The organism is Streptomyces sp. NBC_00038, from assembly GCF_026343635.1.
Taxonomy (GTDB): domain Bacteria; phylum Actinomycetota; class Actinomycetes; order Streptomycetales; family Streptomycetaceae; genus Streptomyces.
The window spans coordinates 2,241,827-2,257,785 of record NZ_JAPELQ010000001.1 but is presented as its reverse complement, the minus strand read 5'-3'; the positions used below and the strand labels follow the sequence as shown (position 1 = coordinate 2,257,785).

13 protein-coding genes are annotated in these 15,959 nt (G+C 71.6%); 5 read left to right on the top strand and 8 right to left on the bottom strand.

From position 1 onward, the window contains the following. Positions 1 to 93 precede the first annotated feature (93 nt). From OG219_RS10460 to OG219_RS10445, 4 genes are all read left to right on the top strand, one after another. Complete coding sequence (locus OG219_RS10460) at positions 94 to 1,038, top strand: hypothetical protein (RefSeq protein WP_266825169.1); 945 nt, start codon at positions 94 to 96, stop codon at positions 1,036 to 1,038. Between the two features lie 52 nt (positions 1,039 to 1,090). Then, complete coding sequence (locus tag OG219_RS10455) at positions 1,091 to 2,665, top strand: APC family permease (protein WP_266825167.1); 1,575 nt, start codon at positions 1,091 to 1,093, stop codon at positions 2,663 to 2,665. Positions 2,666 to 2,766: 101 nt separating this feature from the next. After that, positions 2,767 to 3,540 carry a molybdopterin-dependent oxidoreductase gene (locus OG219_RS10450; protein ID WP_266825165.1) on the top strand — a complete coding sequence of 258 codons (774 nt, stop codon included), beginning with the start codon at positions 2,767 to 2,769 and terminating at the stop codon, positions 3,538 to 3,540. Next, on the top strand, positions 3,524 to 4,150 hold the full coding sequence (locus OG219_RS10445; protein WP_266825163.1) for a cytochrome b/b6 domain-containing protein: 627 nt from the start codon (positions 3,524 to 3,526) through the stop codon (positions 4,148 to 4,150). Before OG219_RS10450 ends, OG219_RS10445 begins: the two co-directional genes overlap by 17 nt. Before the next feature lie 2 nt (positions 4,151 to 4,152). Here the strand turns inward: OG219_RS10445 and OG219_RS10440 are convergent, their stop codons facing one another. From OG219_RS10440 to OG219_RS10420, 5 genes are all read right to left on the bottom strand, one after another. Further along, positions 4,153 to 4,815 carry a hypothetical protein gene (locus OG219_RS10440; protein ID WP_266825161.1) on the bottom strand — a complete coding sequence of 221 codons (663 nt, stop codon included), beginning with the start codon at positions 4,813 to 4,815 and terminating at the stop codon, positions 4,153 to 4,155. Between the two features lie 594 nt (positions 4,816 to 5,409). Further along, positions 5,410 to 6,435: an L-idonate 5-dehydrogenase gene (locus OG219_RS10435; protein ID WP_266825159.1), complete on the bottom strand. Its 1,026-nt coding sequence runs from the start codon at positions 6,433 to 6,435 to the stop codon at positions 5,410 to 5,412. Positions 6,436 to 6,449: 14 nt separating this feature from the next. Beyond that, positions 6,450 to 7,208, bottom strand: coding sequence for an SDR family oxidoreductase (locus OG219_RS10430; protein ID WP_266825157.1), 759 nt, complete (start codon positions 7,206 to 7,208; stop codon positions 6,450 to 6,452). 10 nt (positions 7,209 to 7,218) lie between these two features. Continuing rightward, positions 7,219 to 8,616, bottom strand: a complete 1,398-nt coding sequence (locus tag OG219_RS10425; protein ID WP_266825155.1) for a gluconate:H+ symporter — start codon at positions 8,614 to 8,616, stop codon at positions 7,219 to 7,221. A 36-nt stretch (positions 8,617 to 8,652) separates the two neighbouring features. Further along, complete coding sequence (locus tag OG219_RS10420; protein ID WP_266825152.1) at positions 8,653 to 9,180, bottom strand: gluconokinase; 528 nt, start codon at positions 9,178 to 9,180, stop codon at positions 8,653 to 8,655. Positions 9,181 to 9,328: 148 nt separating this feature from the next. Between OG219_RS10420 and OG219_RS10415 the strand changes: the two genes are divergently transcribed. After that, complete coding sequence (locus OG219_RS10415; RefSeq protein ID WP_266825150.1) at positions 9,329 to 10,030, top strand: FadR/GntR family transcriptional regulator; 702 nt, start codon at positions 9,329 to 9,331, stop codon at positions 10,028 to 10,030. A gap of 12 nt (positions 10,031 to 10,042) precedes the next feature. Here OG219_RS10415 and OG219_RS10410 read toward each other — a convergent pair whose 3' ends face one another. From OG219_RS10410 to OG219_RS10400, 3 genes are all read right to left on the bottom strand, one after another. Beyond that, positions 10,043 to 10,417, bottom strand: a complete 375-nt coding sequence (locus OG219_RS10410) for a YchJ family protein (protein WP_266825148.1) — start codon at positions 10,415 to 10,417, stop codon at positions 10,043 to 10,045. Between the two features lie 24 nt (positions 10,418 to 10,441). Continuing rightward, entirely contained in the window at positions 10,442 to 11,824 is a 1,383-nt protein-coding gene (locus OG219_RS10405) for a M1 family metallopeptidase (RefSeq protein WP_266825146.1), read from the bottom strand. 77 nt (positions 11,825 to 11,901) lie between these two features. Then, a complete protein-coding gene (locus tag OG219_RS10400) occupies positions 11,902 to 15,777 on the bottom strand; it encodes a Pls/PosA family non-ribosomal peptide synthetase (protein WP_266825144.1) in 3,876 nt (1,291 codons plus the stop codon). Between the last annotated feature and the right edge of the window lie 182 nt (positions 15,778 to 15,959).

Here is a 15,959-nt window from a genome sequence, read left to right as displayed (position 1 = left end):
AGAATCCGGCCGCACTTGACGGGAACCTATGGCTCCGGCTTTGCTGTGCGTGATCAGTCCCTGACAAACCGCGCCCAGTGAGGAAACGCCGCGGTGTCGCCACCCCCGCCATCCCTCGGCCGCGGTCGCAAGCGCGCGGCTCAGGCCTTCGACGCCGCGCTCGACGACGCCGAACTCGTCGCCGCGCGCGCCTCGTTGAACCAGGGGCGATGGACCGCGGTCCGCGCGCTGCTCGCCGGAACCGGAGACGACTGGGACCGCCGGGGCCATCGCGTCACCGTTCTCGCGCAGGAGCCCGCCGCGCTCGCCTGGGTCCGCGACTGGCAGCTCGCCGAACCCGAGTCCGGCGACGCGGCCGTGCTGTTCGGCTGTGCCACCGTGCAGCAGGCACTGAAGGGGAAGGAACGCCCGGAGCGCGCCCGCGAGGCCTGCCGCACGGCCGCGGCACTCGTGCCCGCCGACCCCACGCCCTGGCTCGGCCTGCTCATCCTTGAGCGCTCCATCGGCGGCGAGGAGGACGTGGTCCGGCTCTTCGACGAGGTGCGCCACCGATACGCCGATCACCATCACGCCCACCATCTGATGGTCGCGCGGCTGGCCGAGCGCGGCGCCAAGGCGGGCCAGGACCCGCTGCACGAGGTCTACGACTTCGCCAACTGGGCCGCCGAACAGGCCCCCGCCGACTCGCCGTTGGCCATTCTCCCGGTCGTCGCGCACGCTGAGCGCTTTCGCGTCCTGGCCGGCGCCGAGTCCGCCGACCCGGTCGCCTCGGAGCACTGGCTCGGGCGCCGGGCCCGCCAGGTCATGAAGGCCGCCTTCGACTGGTGGCTGGAGTGGGAGCGCGACGACCACCCGCGCCGCCACGTCGACCTCAACTTCCTTGCCCACGCCAAGTTCTGCGAGGGCCGGGCCGCCGAGGCCGCCGCCCTGTTCCACCGCATCGGAGAGCACGCCACCCCGACGCCCTGGTCGTACCCGGACCGAGATCCCTACCTTGCCTTCCGTGCCGCACGCGACAGCGCGCTCGGCACGGTCTGAGCGCCACCCCCCGAAAACCGGACATCCGAACATCCGAAAGGACAACCCCGCGATGACGACGGGCAGTTCGAGTACGTCGAGCACATCGAGTACGGCCGGCGCGGGCGGACCGGCCACCGCCGAGGCCGGCATCAGCACCTTCAAGGGCCAGGACCGCGCACTGCGCGCCGACCGGCTCGGCACGGGAGGACTGCTGCTCTCCGTCCTCGCGGCGACGGCACCACTCATGGTGGTCGCGGGTGTCATGCCCACCACATTCGCGGTCATCGGCATCGTCGGGCAGCCGCTGCTCTTCGTCATCCTCGGCGTGGTCCTGGTGCTCTTCAGCGTCGGGTACGCCGAGATGAGCCGCCACGTCCACAACGCCGGAGCCTTCTACGCGTACATCTCGCGCGGCCTCGGCGGCACCGCGGGGGCAGCCGCGGCGCTGGTCGCGCTGGTCGCCTACAACGCCCTGCAGGTCGGCATCTACGGCATCTTCGGCTTCGAGGTCTCCGGACTGTTCGCCACCTACCTCGAACTCGAAATCGCCTGGTGGATACCGGCGTTGGCGGCGGCGCTCCTGGTCGGCGCGCTCGGCTGGCTGAAGATCGACGTCAACGCGCGCGTGCTGGGCGTACTGCTGATCGTGGAGGTGGCCCTGGTCGTCATCTTCGACCTCGCCGCCGTCGCCGACCCGGCGAAGGAGGGCCTGTCGCTGCACGCCTTCAACCCGGACACCCTCACCGGTGCTGGGGTCGGCACCGCGCTCTGCTTCTGCATCGCGGCCTTCCTCGGCTTCGAACAGGCCCCCGTGTACGCCGAGGAGACCAGCAAGCCGCACATCCTGGTGCCGCGCGTGATGTTCTTCGCGGTCGGCGGAGTGGCCGTCTTCTTCGCGCTCAGCAGCTGGGCGTTCACCATCGCGGCGGGCCCCTCCGGGATCGTCGGCGCGTCCCAGGAACAGGGGCCGGGCCTGCTGTTCTCCCTCACCGAGTCGCGGCTCGGCGGCACCTTCACGGACGTACTGCACGTCCTGTTCGTGACCGGCATGTTCGCGGCCATGCTCAGCTTCCACAACGTCGTCGCGCGGTACACCTTCGCCATGGGCCGGGAGGGACTGCTGCCGTCCGCCTTCGGCCGGACCACGGGCACGAGCGGTGCCCCCGGCACCGGCTCGCTGCTCCAGACCGCCGTGTCCCTGGTCGTCGTGATCGGCTTCGCGATCGCTGACGACAAGCCGATCGGTGACCCGACCGCGCCCGTGCTGCAGCTGTTCACCTGGGGCGGCAACATCGGCGCGCTCGGCGTGATCCTGCTGATGGCGGCCGCCTCGCTCTCCGTCATCGTCTTCTTCGCCCGCCGTGGCGCCGCGCGGGCCCAGGCCTGGCGCCTTGCCACGGCTGCGGTCTCGGGCACCGCCCTGCTCGTCATCGCGGTCTACACGGTCAAGGACTTCGACGTCCTGGTCGGGGCGGGCCCGGGCTCCACGCTGAGCTGGCTGCTGCCGTCCATCGTCGGGGCGGCGCTGGTCGCCGGCCTGGTCCAGGGCCTGGTGCTGCGCTCCCGCAAGCCCGAGGCGCACGCCCGGATCGGGCTCGGCAACGAGGCGTTCCAACTGGACAAGGCGGCGGAATCCGCTTCCTGAACGGCACCCTTGCTCAACAGCGCGTAATAAGTGGTTACGGAATTCTGACGAGCACCCGCCGCCCCTGGCCCTTTGGGGGTCGCGGGTGCTCGAATCAGTAGGTGAACTCTGAACATCCCGGCGAGCGGGAGCCGGAACGACCGCGAGCCCGGGAACCGGAACACCCCGAGGAGCGCGGAGCGCCGGTCGGCCGCCGGGTGTTCCTCGGCACACTCGGACTCGGCGCCCTCGGCGTGCTGGCCGCCCCCACACTCCAGCGAGGCCTCGAATCCTTCCTCGCCGGCGCGTCCGACAAGGACCCCACCGGACTGACGGGCCTGCTCCCCAACGGCGGCGGCTTCCGCTACTACTCGGTGGCGTCGTCCGTCCCGCACAAGGACGCGACCGACTACCGCCTCACCGTCGACGGCCTGGTCGACCACCCCACCTCGTACACCCTCGCCCAGCTGAAGGCCCTGCCGCAGACCCGGCTCGTGCACGACGTCCAGTGCGTCACGGGCTGGCGGGTGCCGGGCACCCCCTTCGAGGGGGTCCGCCTGTCCGACCTCCTGGACGCCGCGGGAGTGCGCTCCACGGCCGGGGCGATCCGTTTCACCTGCTTCGACGGCATGTACACGGAGAGCCTCACCCTCGAACAGGCCCGGCGCCCCGACGTCCTGGTCGCCCACCGCATGCAGGACAAGGCCCTCGGCCACAGCCACGGCGGCCCCGTCCGCCTCTACGTCGCCCCCATGTACTTCTACAAGTCCGCCAAGTGGCTCTCCGGCATCACCGTCACCGAGGACGTCCGTCCCGGCTACTGGGAGGAACGGGGCTACGACGTGGACGCCTGGGTCGGCCGCTCGAACGGACGCGACGATGAACCTACGAGTTGACCACAGCCCGGCCCTCGCCTCCCGCGTACGGCGCTTCAGCCGCACGGAGAGCTGGGTGCACCGGGTGACGGCCCTGCTCATGGGCGTGTGCGTGGTGACCGCGGCATGCCTGTACGTCCCCCAGTTCGCCGAGCTGGTCGGCCGCCGCGAGCTGGTGGTCCGCATCCACGAGTGGGCCGGCCTCGCCCTGCCCGTCCCCGTCCTGGCGGGCCTCGCCTCCCGCGCCTTCCGCGCCGACCTGGGCCGGCTCAACCGCTTCGGCCCGCACGACCGCGTCTGGCTGCGCGCCGCCCTGCGCCGCGACAAGCGGCACTCGGCCCGGCCCGCGGGCAAGTTCAACGCGGGCCAGAAGGTCTACGCGGCCTGGATCGCCGGGGCGACGCTGGTGATGGTGGGCACGGGGCTGATCATGTGGTTCACCCACCTCACCCCGCTGATGTGGCGCACGAGCGCGACGTTCGTCCACGACTGGCTGGCCCTGACGATCGGTATCGTGCTGGCCGGTCACATCGGCATGGCGCTGGGCGATCCGGAGGCGCGACGGGGCCTGCGGACGGGCTCGGTGAGCCGGGAGTGGGCGGAGCGCGAGCATCCGCTGTGGCGCCGCTGACCTCACGGCGACGGTGACGCGGAGCCGTTGCCGGTGGTCGCCTGCGGGCAGACGCTCGCGGGCGCGCCGGGCGACTGGGCGGGGTCAGGGGCCACGACGGTGAAGGCGTTCTCCTTGGTCGCCGAGGCGCCGTACCGGACCGTCACGCTGACGGACTTCGGATACTGCTCGGTGGCCAGGCTCGGGGCGGCGACGCAGATGACCGCCCGGTCGCCGGACCCCGACACGAGCTGCGGGCCGGTTCCGAGAGGCTCGCCGTCGATGAGGACGGTGGCGTTGGTCCGCAGCTCCCCGTGGTCGAAGTAGGTGTCGTGGACCTCGATCGTGACGGCGTCGCCCGGCCGTGCTTCCGTGCGGTCGACCACGTTCACCGCCGCGATCTCGAAGTCGCAGGCGTTCCTGCCGGGCGGAGAACTCGTCAACGGCACCGTGGCCGACGGGTGTTGTCGGTGGAATTGCAGGATCCCGCCCAGTACGGCGTACGCGGCGCGGTCCTTGCAGGTCCTGAGCCCATCCGCGGCGGCGGCGTAGTCCGAGGCCGCGTCGGCCCAGCTGCCGCCCTGGCCCTGGACGGCGGCGCAGGCGTTGGCCAGGCCGTGGAGTATCCGCCAGCCGGCCTCCGCCGAGATGCCCCGCAGGGTGTCCCGGCAGTCGGAGGGGGTCATGCGGAGGTCGTCGTAGACGCTCTCGGGGTCGGGTGCGTTCCCGGCGTCGGGCGAGCCCGGGCCCGGCGGGAGCCAGGCGGGGGCTTCGACAAGGCCACCAACGCCGGGAGTGCTGGGAGGACTGGGAGTACTGGAACCGCCGGGAGTGCCGCCCGAGCTTCCTGAGCCGCTGCTCTCGGCGGATCCACCCGAATCACCGGATCCACCCGGTCCGTCGGACCCGCCGGACACGCTCATCGAGTCGTTGTCAGGTGGCTGCGCGGTGGGCGCACCAGCGGCTGTCCCCGTGTCCGTTCCCCCACTCACTGCCCCGCCCGGCCGGCTCGTCCCGCCCCCGAAGGAGCCGTCCCGCCCGCCGCCGTGGTCTTCGCAGGCGAGCGCCGTCGTGATCGCCAGGGTGCCCGCCAGGCACACCCCCGCTATGCGCACTCCGAGCGAAGCCCCCATGACACCCCCGATGCCATCGCCCCTGGGCGCCACGGAACAGGCAGGCGGCCGTGGGCGGCCCCGGGGACAGGTCTCCCATCATGGGACCGTCGCCGCCCGGCGGGAAGCCGATTCCGCCAGGCAGCGACAGCAGTGGCCAGAGGTTGCTCAGGAGGCGAAGTCGAGCAGCACCTTGCAGGACCGGCCGCGGTCGGCGGCAAGGGTGAACGCCGATTCGGCCTCCCGCACCGGCACCACCGCGCTGATCAGCCCGTCGAACGCCGGCTCGGCCGCGAGCAGCGTCAGCGCGTCGTCGAACTCGGTGTCGAAGCGGAAAGCGCCCCGCAGTTCGATCTCCCGGCTGACGACCAGGTTGCCCGCGAAGGAACTCAGCCCCGGCGGCAGCATGCCGAGCTGCACGACGACCCCGCCACGCCGTACGAGGCGCAGGCAGGTGTCCAACCCCGCGGCGACACCGGACGCCTCGATGGCGACGTCGACCTCCGACGGCCACCCGGGATCGCCGGGGTCGTCGGCCCGTACGACCGGGTCCGCGCCCGCCGAGGCCGCGTACGCCAGTGCCTCCGGCAGGAGATCGGTGGCCGTCACCCGAGCGGCGCCCGCCGCCTTCGCGGCGGCCACCACGAGGCAGCCGATGGGCCCGGCCCCGGTCACCAGCACATGCCGCCCGGCCACCGAGCCGGCCCGCCGTACCGCGTGCAGCGCGACGGACAAGGGCTCGGCGAGCGCCGCCCGCCGCAGGTCGAGCCCGGCGGGCAGTGCCCGCAACTGCTCGGCGGGCACGGTCACTTGGGCGGAGAACCCGCCCTGGACGTGCGGCATCCGCGCCGCGCTGCCCAGATACCGGGTGTCACGGCACACGTTCCGGCGCCCATCGGCACACTCGGGACACACACCGCACGGAGTCGCGGGGTGCACGGCAACAGCCGTACCCCGTACGGGACCTGATGCACCGTCACCGTACGACAGTACGGTCCCCACGACCTCGTGTCCGAGCACCATCGGCTCCCGCAGCCGGAAGTCGCCGACCCCGCCGTGCCGCCAGTAGTGCAGGTCGGACCCGCACACTCCGCCGTACCGGACGGCGACGAGCGCCTCGCCGGGGCCGGGGGAGGGCACGGGCAGTTCGTCGACCCGCAGGTCGCCCTGTCCGTGGATCACGCAACCGAGCATCTCCGAGGCCCCTTTCACAGCACGCTCGTCATGCCGCCGTCGACGTACAGCACCTGCCCGCTGACGAAGTCCGCCGCGGGAGAGGCGAGGAACAGCACCCCGCCGACCAGGTCGTCCGTACGGCCCCAGCGCCCGGCCGGCGTACGCCGCCGCACCCAAGCGCTGAACTCCTCGTCGGCCACCAGGGGTTGGGTCAGCTCGGTCTCGATGTAACCGGGCCCGAGCCCGTTGACCTGCACCCCGTGCGGGCCCCAGTCCGCGCACATGCCCTTGGTGAGCATCTTCAGCGCGCCCTTGGTGGCCGCGTACGGGGCGATGCCCGGACGGGCGACCTCGCTCTGCAGGGAGCAGATGTTGATGATCTTCCCGTGGCCGCGCTCGGTCATCCCGCGCGCGGCCTCACGCCCGACGAGGAACGCACTCGTCAGGTTCGTGTTCAGGATCCGGTGCCAGTCGGAGTCCGTGAACTCCAGGAGCGGGGCCCGCAGTTGCATGCCGGCGTTGTTGACGAGGATGTCGAGCGGGCCCACCCGCTCCTCGACATCCGCTATTCCGGCGGCGACCGACGGACCGTCGGTGACGTCGAACGCCGCGGTGTGGACCTCACCGGGCAGCTCGGAGGCGGCCTTGCTGAGCCGTTCGCCGTCGCGCCCGTTGAGCACCACCGTGCAGCCGGCCTCCGCGAGGCCCCGCGCCAGCGCGAGACCGATGCCGCGACTGGACCCGGTGACCAGCGCCGTACGGCCGCTGATGTCGAACAGAGGGTGACTCATACCCGTACCCCTAAATCACCAGTGAGAGCAGCAGGACCAGACCGCCCGCCACCACCGAGATGATCGTCTCCATGACCGACCACGTCTTGATGGTCTGGCCCACGCTCAGGCCGAAGTACTCCTTGACCAGCCAGAACCCGGCGTCGTTGACATGGCTGAAGAAGAGCGAGCCCGCGCCGATCGCCAGCACCAGGAGGGAGACGTGCGCGGTCGACATGTCGGCCGCGAGGGGCGCGACGAGACCGGCCGCCGAGATGGTGGCCACGGTCGCCGAACCGGTCGCGAGCCGGATCGCCACCGCGATCAGCCAGGCCAGCAGCAGCGCGGGTATCGACCAGTCCTTGGAGATGTCCAGGATCATCTGGCCCACACCGGAGTCGATCAGCGTCTGCTTGAAGCCGCCGCCCGCGCCGACGATCAGCAGGATGCCCGCGATCGGGGCGAGCGACTTCTCGACGGTCGTCGACAGCCGGTCCTTGGTGAAGCCGGCCGCGCGGCCAAGGGTGAACATGCCCACGATCACGGCGGTGAGCAGCGCGATCAGCGGAGAGCCGACGACGTCGAAGACACGCTGGATCATGTGCGTGGGGTCGTCCACGACGATGTCCACCAGCGCCTTGGCCAGCATCATCACGACCGGAAGCATGATGGTCGCGACGGTGGCGCCGAAGCCGGGGCGCTTCTCCAGCTCCTCGGAGGCGCGGGCGGGGATCATCTTGTCGGGGGCCGGGACGTCCACCCACCGGGCGGCGTACTTCGAGAAGACCGGACCCGCGATGATCACCGTGGGGATGGCGACCAGGATGCCGAGCGCCAGCGTGAGGCCGAGGTTGGCGCCCACCGCGTCGATCGCGACCAGCGGGCCGGGGTGCGGCGGGATCAGGCCGTGCATCACGGACAGGCCGGCGAGGGCCGGGATGCCGATGCGCATCAGGGAGTAGTTGCCGCGCTTGGCGACCATCAGGACGACCGGGATCAGCAGCACGATGCCGACCTCGAAGAACAGCGGCAGACCGATCACCGAGGCGATCAGCACCATCGCCCACGGCATGGCGCGCCCGCCCGCCTTGGCGAGGATCGTGTCGACGATCTGGTCGGCGCCGCCGGAGTCGGCGAGCAGCTTGCCGAGGATCGCGCCGAGGGCGATCAGGACGCCCACACCGGCGACGGTCGAGCCGAGTCCGGTGGTGAAGCTGACGATCACCTTGTCGATCGGTGCCCCGGCGAACGCGCCGAGGGCGAGCGAGCCGATGGTCAGGGCCAGGAAGGCGTGCAGCTTGAACTTGGTGATGAGCAGGACGATGACCGCGATGCCCGCAAGCACGGCGATACCCAGCTGAGCATGGCCCGCCGAGGTGATCGGCTCGACGGTGTCCGCTGCCAGCATCTCGACGCTGAGTCTGGTCACGGTGGTTCCTTACGTGGGGAAGATAGCCAAAAGGGGTTAGTTGGAGGGCTGAGGCAGGTCGCGGAGGGCGGCCACGGCCCGCTCGGTGATCTCTCCGGGGTCACCGGATACGTCCACGGCGACACCCGCCTCGTCCTCCTCCAGGGGCTGGAGGGTGGCGAACTGGGAGTCGAGGAGCGCCGTGGGCATGAAGTGCCCCTGGCGGTGCGACATCCGGTCCTCGATGAGTGCGCGGTCACCGGTGAGGTGCACGAACACGACCCCGGGCGCCGCCGCCCGCAGCCGGTCCCGGTAGCCGCGCTTCAGCGCAGAGCTGCTGACCACCCCGCCGAGCCCCGCCCGCTCGTGCGCCCAGCGCCCGATGGCGTCGAGCCACGGCCACCGGTCGTCGTCGGTGAGCGGGGTCCCGGCCGACATCTTGGCGATGTTGGCCTGCGGGTGGAAGTCGTCGCCCTCGGCGTAGGGAACGCCGAGCCGGGCCGCAAGCAGGGGACCGATGGTGGTCTTCCCGGTGCCTGCGACGCCCATGACCACGACGACGTGGGGGGTCTGCGTCAGCTGCATCGTGCTCTCGCTGTCTTCATCGTCTTCGTCGACACCTGAGACATCTGATGTCGACGCCACTGAAACCCATTAGGTACGACAAATTCAAGAGTCTGTGACATATAAGTCTGACTTTTTGTTCCGAGCCGCGGACTCGTACGCTGGCCCCATGAGCACACGGGGCCGGGGCCTGCACGAACATGTACTGGGGACCCTCGGGCCGGCGATCACCGCGGGCGAGTACCCGCCGGGCAGCGTGCTGCGCACGGACGAACTCGCGCAGCGCTTCGAGGTGTCACGCTCCGTGATGCGTGAGGCGGTCCGGGTGCTCGAATCCATGCACCTGGTCGAGTCCCGCCGCCGCGTCGGCGTGACGGTCCTCCCCAAGGTCGAATGGAACGTGTACGACCCTCAGGTCATCCGCTGGCGGTTGGCCGGCGCCGACCGCCCCCACCAGCTGCGTTCGCTCACCGTGCTGCGCTCCGCCGTCGAACCGATCGCCGCGGGCCTCGCCGCCAAGTACGCCACCGCCGCCCAGTGCGCCGAACTCACCGAGTGCACCCTCGGCATGGTCGCCAACTCACGCGGCCACCAGCTGGAGGGGTATCTCGTCCACGACGTCGCCTTCCACCGGGTGATCCTCAACGCTTCGGGCAACGAGATGTTCGCCCGGCTCGGCGACGTCGTCGCCGAGGTCCTGGCGGGCCGCACCCACCACGAAGTCATGTTCGAGGACCCCGACCCCGCCGCCGTCACCCTCCATGTCCAGGTCGCGGAGGCCGTCCGCGAGGGCGACGCGGCCCGCGCCGAGGCGCTCACCCGCGAGATCACGGTGGGCGCGCTCCAGGAGCTGGACATACTGGCGCCGTAAGCGCCGCAACGGCTACTGGATGAAGTCGCCGTCCACGTACACCCACGCTCCGTCGACCCGCTCGAAGCGGCTGCGCTCATGCAGCGAGCCGCCCCGGTAGGAGGCCCGGAAGGTCACGGTCCCCGCCGAGTGGAACGCGGAGCCGTCACCCGTCTCCAGGATCTCAAGACCGGTCCACCGCATCCCGGGATCGAAGTCGACGGACGAGGGCCGGGTGCGCGGGTGCCAGGTCCGCAGCAGGTACTTCTCGTCCCGCTGTACGAAGGCGGCGTACCGCGAGCGCATCAGCGCCTCGGCGGTCGGCGCGGCCGCGGCGCCCGCGTGGAAGCGCCCGCAGCACTGCTCGTACGACTGGGGGAGCCCACACGGGCAGGAGCGACTGGTCATGGCTGCGAATGAATCTCTCTGCGTCTACGCCGAGTCGGCGTTGGTCGGCGGGTAGGTGGGCCGCGCCGGAAGCCGTGAGGCCGCGGGCGAGGGCAGCGGAGGGAGCGCCCTCTTGTCCAGCCATGCGGCGAACAGGTCGTCCAGGGGTTCGGCCGCGTAGCGGGTCACATGTGCGGTGAAAGCGGCTGTCGTGACTGCGCCGCCCCGGTGCTGGGTGGCCCAGCCCCGCAGCATGCGGAAGAAGTCTTCGTCGCCCATCGCGCAGCGCACCGCGTGCAGGACGAGCCCGCCGCGCTCGTAGAGCCGGTCGTCGAACATCAGCTTGCGCCCCGGGTCGGACAGACACAGGTCCTGCGGCAGCGCGGACAGCTTCCGGTGGGCGGCGGCGGCGAGTTGCTGCGCCGCGCGGCCGCCGGAACGCTCCGACCACAGCCACTCCGCGTACTTGGCGAACCCCTCGTTCAGCCAGATGTGCCGCCAGTCCGCGATGGACACGCTGTTGCCGAACCACTGGTGCGCCAGCTCGTGCGCGATCAGCCGCTCCGAACCCCGCGCCCCGTCCAGGTGGTTGGCGCCGAACAGCGACAACCCCTGTGCCTCGACGGGGACATCGAGCTCCTCCTCCGTCACCACCACCGCGTACTCGCCGAACGGATAGGGCCCGAAGAGATCCTCGAACAGCTCCATCATCGCGGGCTGCCGGGCGAAGTCCCGGGAGAACTCGGAGAGCAGGTCCGCGGGCAGATGGCCGGTCTGCGGCACGCCGCCGAGGCCCGGGTCGCCGAGCAGCACCGTCTGGTACTTCCCGATCGAAAGGCCGACCAGATAGCTGGACGTGGGCGCCGACTGCTCGTAGACCCAGGTGGTGGTCGAGGCCCGCGTCGTACGGGTCAGCAGCCGGCCACCGGCCACCACCGAGTACGCGGACGGAGTGGTGATCGAGATCTGGTACGCGGCCTTGTCGGCCGGGCGGTCGTTGCACGGGTACCAGGAGGGTGCGCCGACCGGCTGGCTCGCCACCAGGGCCCCGTCCTCCAGCTCCTCCCAACCGAGCCCGCCCCAGGGGCTGTTCACCGGCTTCGGATTGCCGGCCCAGTGCACCTCGACGGTGAAGGCGGCACCGGCCCGGATCGGCTTCGGGGGGCGGATCCGCAGTCGGCCGCCGCGGTGCGTGTAGTGCGGTGCCTTGCCGTCGACACGGACCCGGCCGATCCGGAAGTCGGCCAGGTTCAGGTGGAACTCGGTGAGCGGGGAGCGGCCCGCTATGGCGTTGAGCCGCACGGTGCCGGAGAGCCGGTTCGGGCCAGGGCGGTAGTCCAGCGCGAGTTCGTACCGGTGCACCCGGTAGCGGGGATCACCGTTGGCCGGGAAGTACGGGTCCGATCCCACTGTCTGCTGAACGCTCACTGCTGCGTCTGCTCCCTGCCCTGTGCTCGTACGACGTGCCGGTACACCGCCCTTCGTATCCGATCCGGCCTTCTCTTCTATGAACGCCATGACTCGATCGGGTTGCCCAGCCAGCGGGTGTCGTCGGGAACGGACTCCGCCGCCATCACGAGCGACGCGGGACCCAGTGTGGAGCGGGCCCCGACGGTGCTGCCGGGCAGGACGATTCCGCCCGGGCCCAGGGTGGCGCCCTCACGGAGGACAACAGTATCCGTCCGCAAGATCCGGTCGTGGAAGAGGTGAGTCTGCAGGACACAGCCCCGATTCACGGTGGAAGCATCGCCGAGCGACACCAGGTCCGTCTCGGGCAGCCAGTAGCTCTCCACCCAGGCGCCCTTGCCGATCCGGGCACCGAGCCCGCGCAGCCACGCCGTCATCAGCGGCGTACCCGGCACGGAACCGGCCAGCCACGGCACGGCCACCACCTCGACGAAGGTGTCCGCCAGCTCGTTGCGCCACACGAAGCTGCTCCACAGCGGGTGCTCGCCCGCCCGGTGCCGCCCCACGAGTACCCACTTCGCCACGATGGACAGCACACACGCGAGCACACCCACGCCGAGCAGCACCACACCGGCGAGCGCCCAGGCCCAGGCCCCCAGCGCACTCAGCGCGGCCACCGTCAGCACGGCGAGCGCCGTCGAGCAGAACACCGGCACGATCCGGCACAGCTCCACCAGACCGCGCGCCCACAGCAGATGCGCGGGCGGGTCGTAGGTACGGCTCTGATCGCCGCCCTGCGTGGCACGCGGCAGCTTCATCGGCGGCAGCCCCAGATAGGAGCTGCCCTTCTTCGCCTTCTTCGGCGTCGCCGACAGCACCCCGACAAGCCCGCCGTCCGGCACGCTGCGGCCCGGCGCGGTCATCCCGGAGTTCCCGAGGAACGCCCGGCGCCCGATCTCGGCCCGCCCGATCTTCACCCAGCCACCGCCGAGCTCGTACGGCGCGGTGAGCGTGTCGTCCGCGAGGAACGCGCCCTCACCCACGGTGGTGAGGCTCGGCAGCGCGAGCACCGTGGAGACCTCGGCGCCCCGCCCGATCTTCATCCCGAGCAGCCGCAGCCACACCGGCGTGATCAGCCCGGCGTACAGCGGGAACAGCGTGTCCCGCGAGCGGTCCATCAGCTGCGTGACCGTCCAGGCCTGCCAGCCGATCCGGCTGTGCGTCGGATACGTACCCGCGCGCAGCCCCAGGCTCAGCAGTCGTACGGCGATGAGGAGCAGCAGCGCGTACGCGAGGCCGAAGGCGAGCGTCGCCGGCACCAGGGCCACCGCCGCACCCCGCAGGGCTTCAGCGAGCCCGGCGTCCGCGCTCACGAACTCATGCGCCACGAGCAGCGCGGCAAGGCCCGCGACCAGCGGCAGCGCGGACAGCGCGAAGCCGGTCACGCCGTACATCACGCGCCAGTACGTGCCACGCGCCGGGCGCTCCTTGGGCCAGGCCCGCTTCGCCTTGCCGAGCTTGACGGCGGGCGCTCCGGCCCAGCGCTGCCCGGTTGGAACATGCCCGGCCACGGCGGATCCGGGGGCCACCTCGGCCCGCTTGCCCACCCGCGCACCCGGGAACAGCAGGCTGCGCGTACCGACCACGGCGTGCGCGCCCACCTTCACCGGGCCGATCTCCAGCCGGTCACCGTCCAGCCAGTGCCCCGACAGGTCCACCTCGGACTCCACGGCCGCACCCCGGCCCAGCTTGAGCATGCCGGTCACCGGCGGCAGCGAGTGCAGGTCCACGTCGGGGCCGATCTTGGCGCCCAGGGCGCGCGCGTACCGCTCCAGCCAGGAGCCGGTCAGCGAGGTCGCGCCACTGAACTCGACCAGCCGCTCGGCGGTCCAGAGCCGCAGATGCACGCTCCCACCGCGCGGGTGGCGGCCCGCCTTCACGCCCCGCAGCAGCAGCCGCGCACCGCCCGCGGCGATCGCGAGCCGCCCCGGCGGGCTGAAGAGGACGAGGGCCCCGGCGGCGACGAGCCACCACGAGGCCGTCGGCGCCCACGGATAGGGCCCGAACCAGTGCAGTACGTTCCCGAGCGCGGCCAGCGCCACCGTCCAGCGCAGGCCGAGCAGGGTGAACAGCGGGATCAGCAGGAGGAGCTGGGTCGCCTTGGTCCGCAGCGGGACCGGCGCGATGACCCGCTCGGCGCCGTCGTCCTGCCGGGACTTCTCCAGGTGCCGGGCCAGCTTGCGCAGGGTGGGCTGCTGGTAGATGTCGAGGACGGCGGCGCTGGGATAGCGGGCGCGGAGCTTCGTCGTGAGCTGGGCGGCGGCGAGGCTGCCGCCGCCGATCGCGAAGAAGTCGTCGGACGCGGTGGCGACGGGGATGCCGAGGACCTCGCTCCACTGCTCGGCGAGCCAGGCCTCGGTGCCGTACAGCTGCTCCTTCGCGCCGCCGGTCTCCAGGTTCTCCAGCGGCCAGGGCAGCGCGTTGCGGTCGACCTTGCCGGACGTCCGGGTCGGCAGGTCCTCGACCGGCGCGAGCAGCGGGACCAGGGCGGCGGGCAGCTCGGCGCGCAGTTTCTCGACGGCCGTGGCATGGTCCCAGCCGTCCTGGGTGACGACATAGCCGACGAGCAGCTGGTTGCCGCTGCGCGCGGTCCGTACGGCGGCAGCGGCACCCGCGACACCGGGCAGCGCCTGGAGTGCGGCGTCCACCTCGCCGAGCTCGATCCGGCGCCCGCCGAGCTTGATCTGCTCGTCGGCCCGCCCGAGGAAGATCAGCCCTTCGGGCTCCGCCTTGACCAGGTCACCACTGCGGTACGCCCGCTCCCAGCCCAGCGACTCCAGCGGCGCGTACTTCTCCGCGTCCTTCTCGGGGTCGAGATAGCGGGCGAGCCCCACCCCGCCGATGACGAGCTGCCCGCTGTCGCCCATCGCGACCGGCTCCCCGGCCTCGTCGACGACGGCCAGCTCCCAGCCGTTCAGCGGCAGCCCGATCCGGATCGGCTCCTCGCCGGTCATCAGGGAGGCGCAGGCGACGACGGTCGCCTCGGTGGGCCCGTAGGTGTTCCAGACCTCGCGGCCCTCGGTCACCAGCCGCTGCACCAGCTCGGGCGGGCAGGCCTCGCCGCCGAAGATCAGCAGCCGGACCTCGTTGAGCGCCTCGGGCTCCCAGAGGGAGGCCAGCGTCGGCACGGTCGAGACGACGGTGATCTCCTGCTCCACCAGCCAGGGCCCCAGATCGGCGCCGCTGCGCACCTGGGAACGCGGCACGGGCACCAGACAGGCGCCGTAGCGCCAGGCCAGCCACATCTCCTCGCAGGAGGCGTCGAAGGCGACGGAGAGGCCCGCCATGACCCGGTCGGCGGGCCCGATCGGTTCCTCGGTCAGGAAGAGGTCCGCCTCGGCGTCGACGAAGGCGGCGGCGCTGCGGTGACTGACGGCCACGCCCTTGGGCTTGCCGGTGGAGCCCGAGGTGAAGATGATCCAGGCGTCGTGCTCGGTGCCGGGCCGCGCGGCGGGCACCTCGCTCCTGCCGGTGACGGTCAGCTCGTGCCCGGCCCCCACGACCGCGCGCACCTGAGCCTCCCCGAAGACCAGCTCCGCCCGCTCGTCCGGATCCTCGGCGTCCACCGGCACATAGGCGGCGCCGGCGGCCAGCACGGCGAGGATGGCGACGTACAGGTCATTGGTGCCGGAGGGGACGCGGACGCCGACCCGGTCGCCGAGGCCGACCCCGGCGTCCGCGAGCCTGCGGCGCAGCGCCTCGACCTCGACGGCCAGCGCACGGTAGGTGAGCGAGCGCTCGCCGTCGTCCAGGGCGGGCTCGTCGGGGTACGCCCGGACAGAGGCGTCGAGGATGTCCACGAGCGTGCGCGGAGAGGCGGCGGAGGAGGCGGAGAAGCGCGCGCGGTCACCGAACTCCGCTCGCACCTCCTCGTCGAACAGAGCGAGCGCAGGGCCTTGCTCTAGGGCTGCCATCGGGTCCTCACGTGGTGTTCCCGGAGCGTCCGGGGCGCTGGTGGGCCCGCAGGTACGCCTGGGGATATTCCGGTCCAGCTCCAAACAAGCGTGAAATTTTAGTACGACGCTAGTCGCGTACCTGCACGTCAGCCATGTGAGGAGGCGTCGGGGAGCCCCTGGAACCAGTGATTCCGGTGCCC

Bases quoted from the DNA above. Each gene is read 5' to 3' on its own strand.
- OG219_RS10455 (WP_266825167.1), top strand. From the start codon at position 1,091: ATGACGACGGGCAGTTCGAGTACGTCGAGCACATCGAGTACGGCCGGC.
- OG219_RS10445 (WP_266825163.1), top strand. From the start codon at position 3,524: ATGAACCTACGAGTTGACCACAGCCCGGCCCTCGCCTCCCGCGTACGG.
- OG219_RS10440 (WP_266825161.1), bottom strand. From the start codon at position 4,815: ATGACCCCCTCCGACTGCCGGGACACCCTGCGGGGCATCTCGGCGGAG.
- OG219_RS10435 (WP_266825159.1), bottom strand. From the start codon at position 6,435: ATGCTCGGTTGCGTGATCCACGGACAGGGCGACCTGCGGGTCGACGAA.
- OG219_RS10430 (WP_266825157.1), bottom strand. From the start codon at position 7,208: ATGAGTCACCCTCTGTTCGACATCAGCGGCCGTACGGCGCTGGTCACC.
- OG219_RS10420 (WP_266825152.1), bottom strand. From the start codon at position 9,180: ATGCAGCTGACGCAGACCCCCCACGTCGTCGTGGTCATGGGCGTCGCA.
- OG219_RS10415 (WP_266825150.1), top strand. From the start codon at position 9,329: ATGAGCACACGGGGCCGGGGCCTGCACGAACATGTACTGGGGACCCTC.
- OG219_RS10410 (WP_266825148.1), bottom strand. From the start codon at position 10,417: ATGACCAGTCGCTCCTGCCCGTGTGGGCTCCCCCAGTCGTACGAGCAG.
- OG219_RS10400 (WP_266825144.1), bottom strand. From the start codon at position 15,777: ATGGCAGCCCTAGAGCAAGGCCCTGCGCTCGCTCTGTTCGACGAGGAG.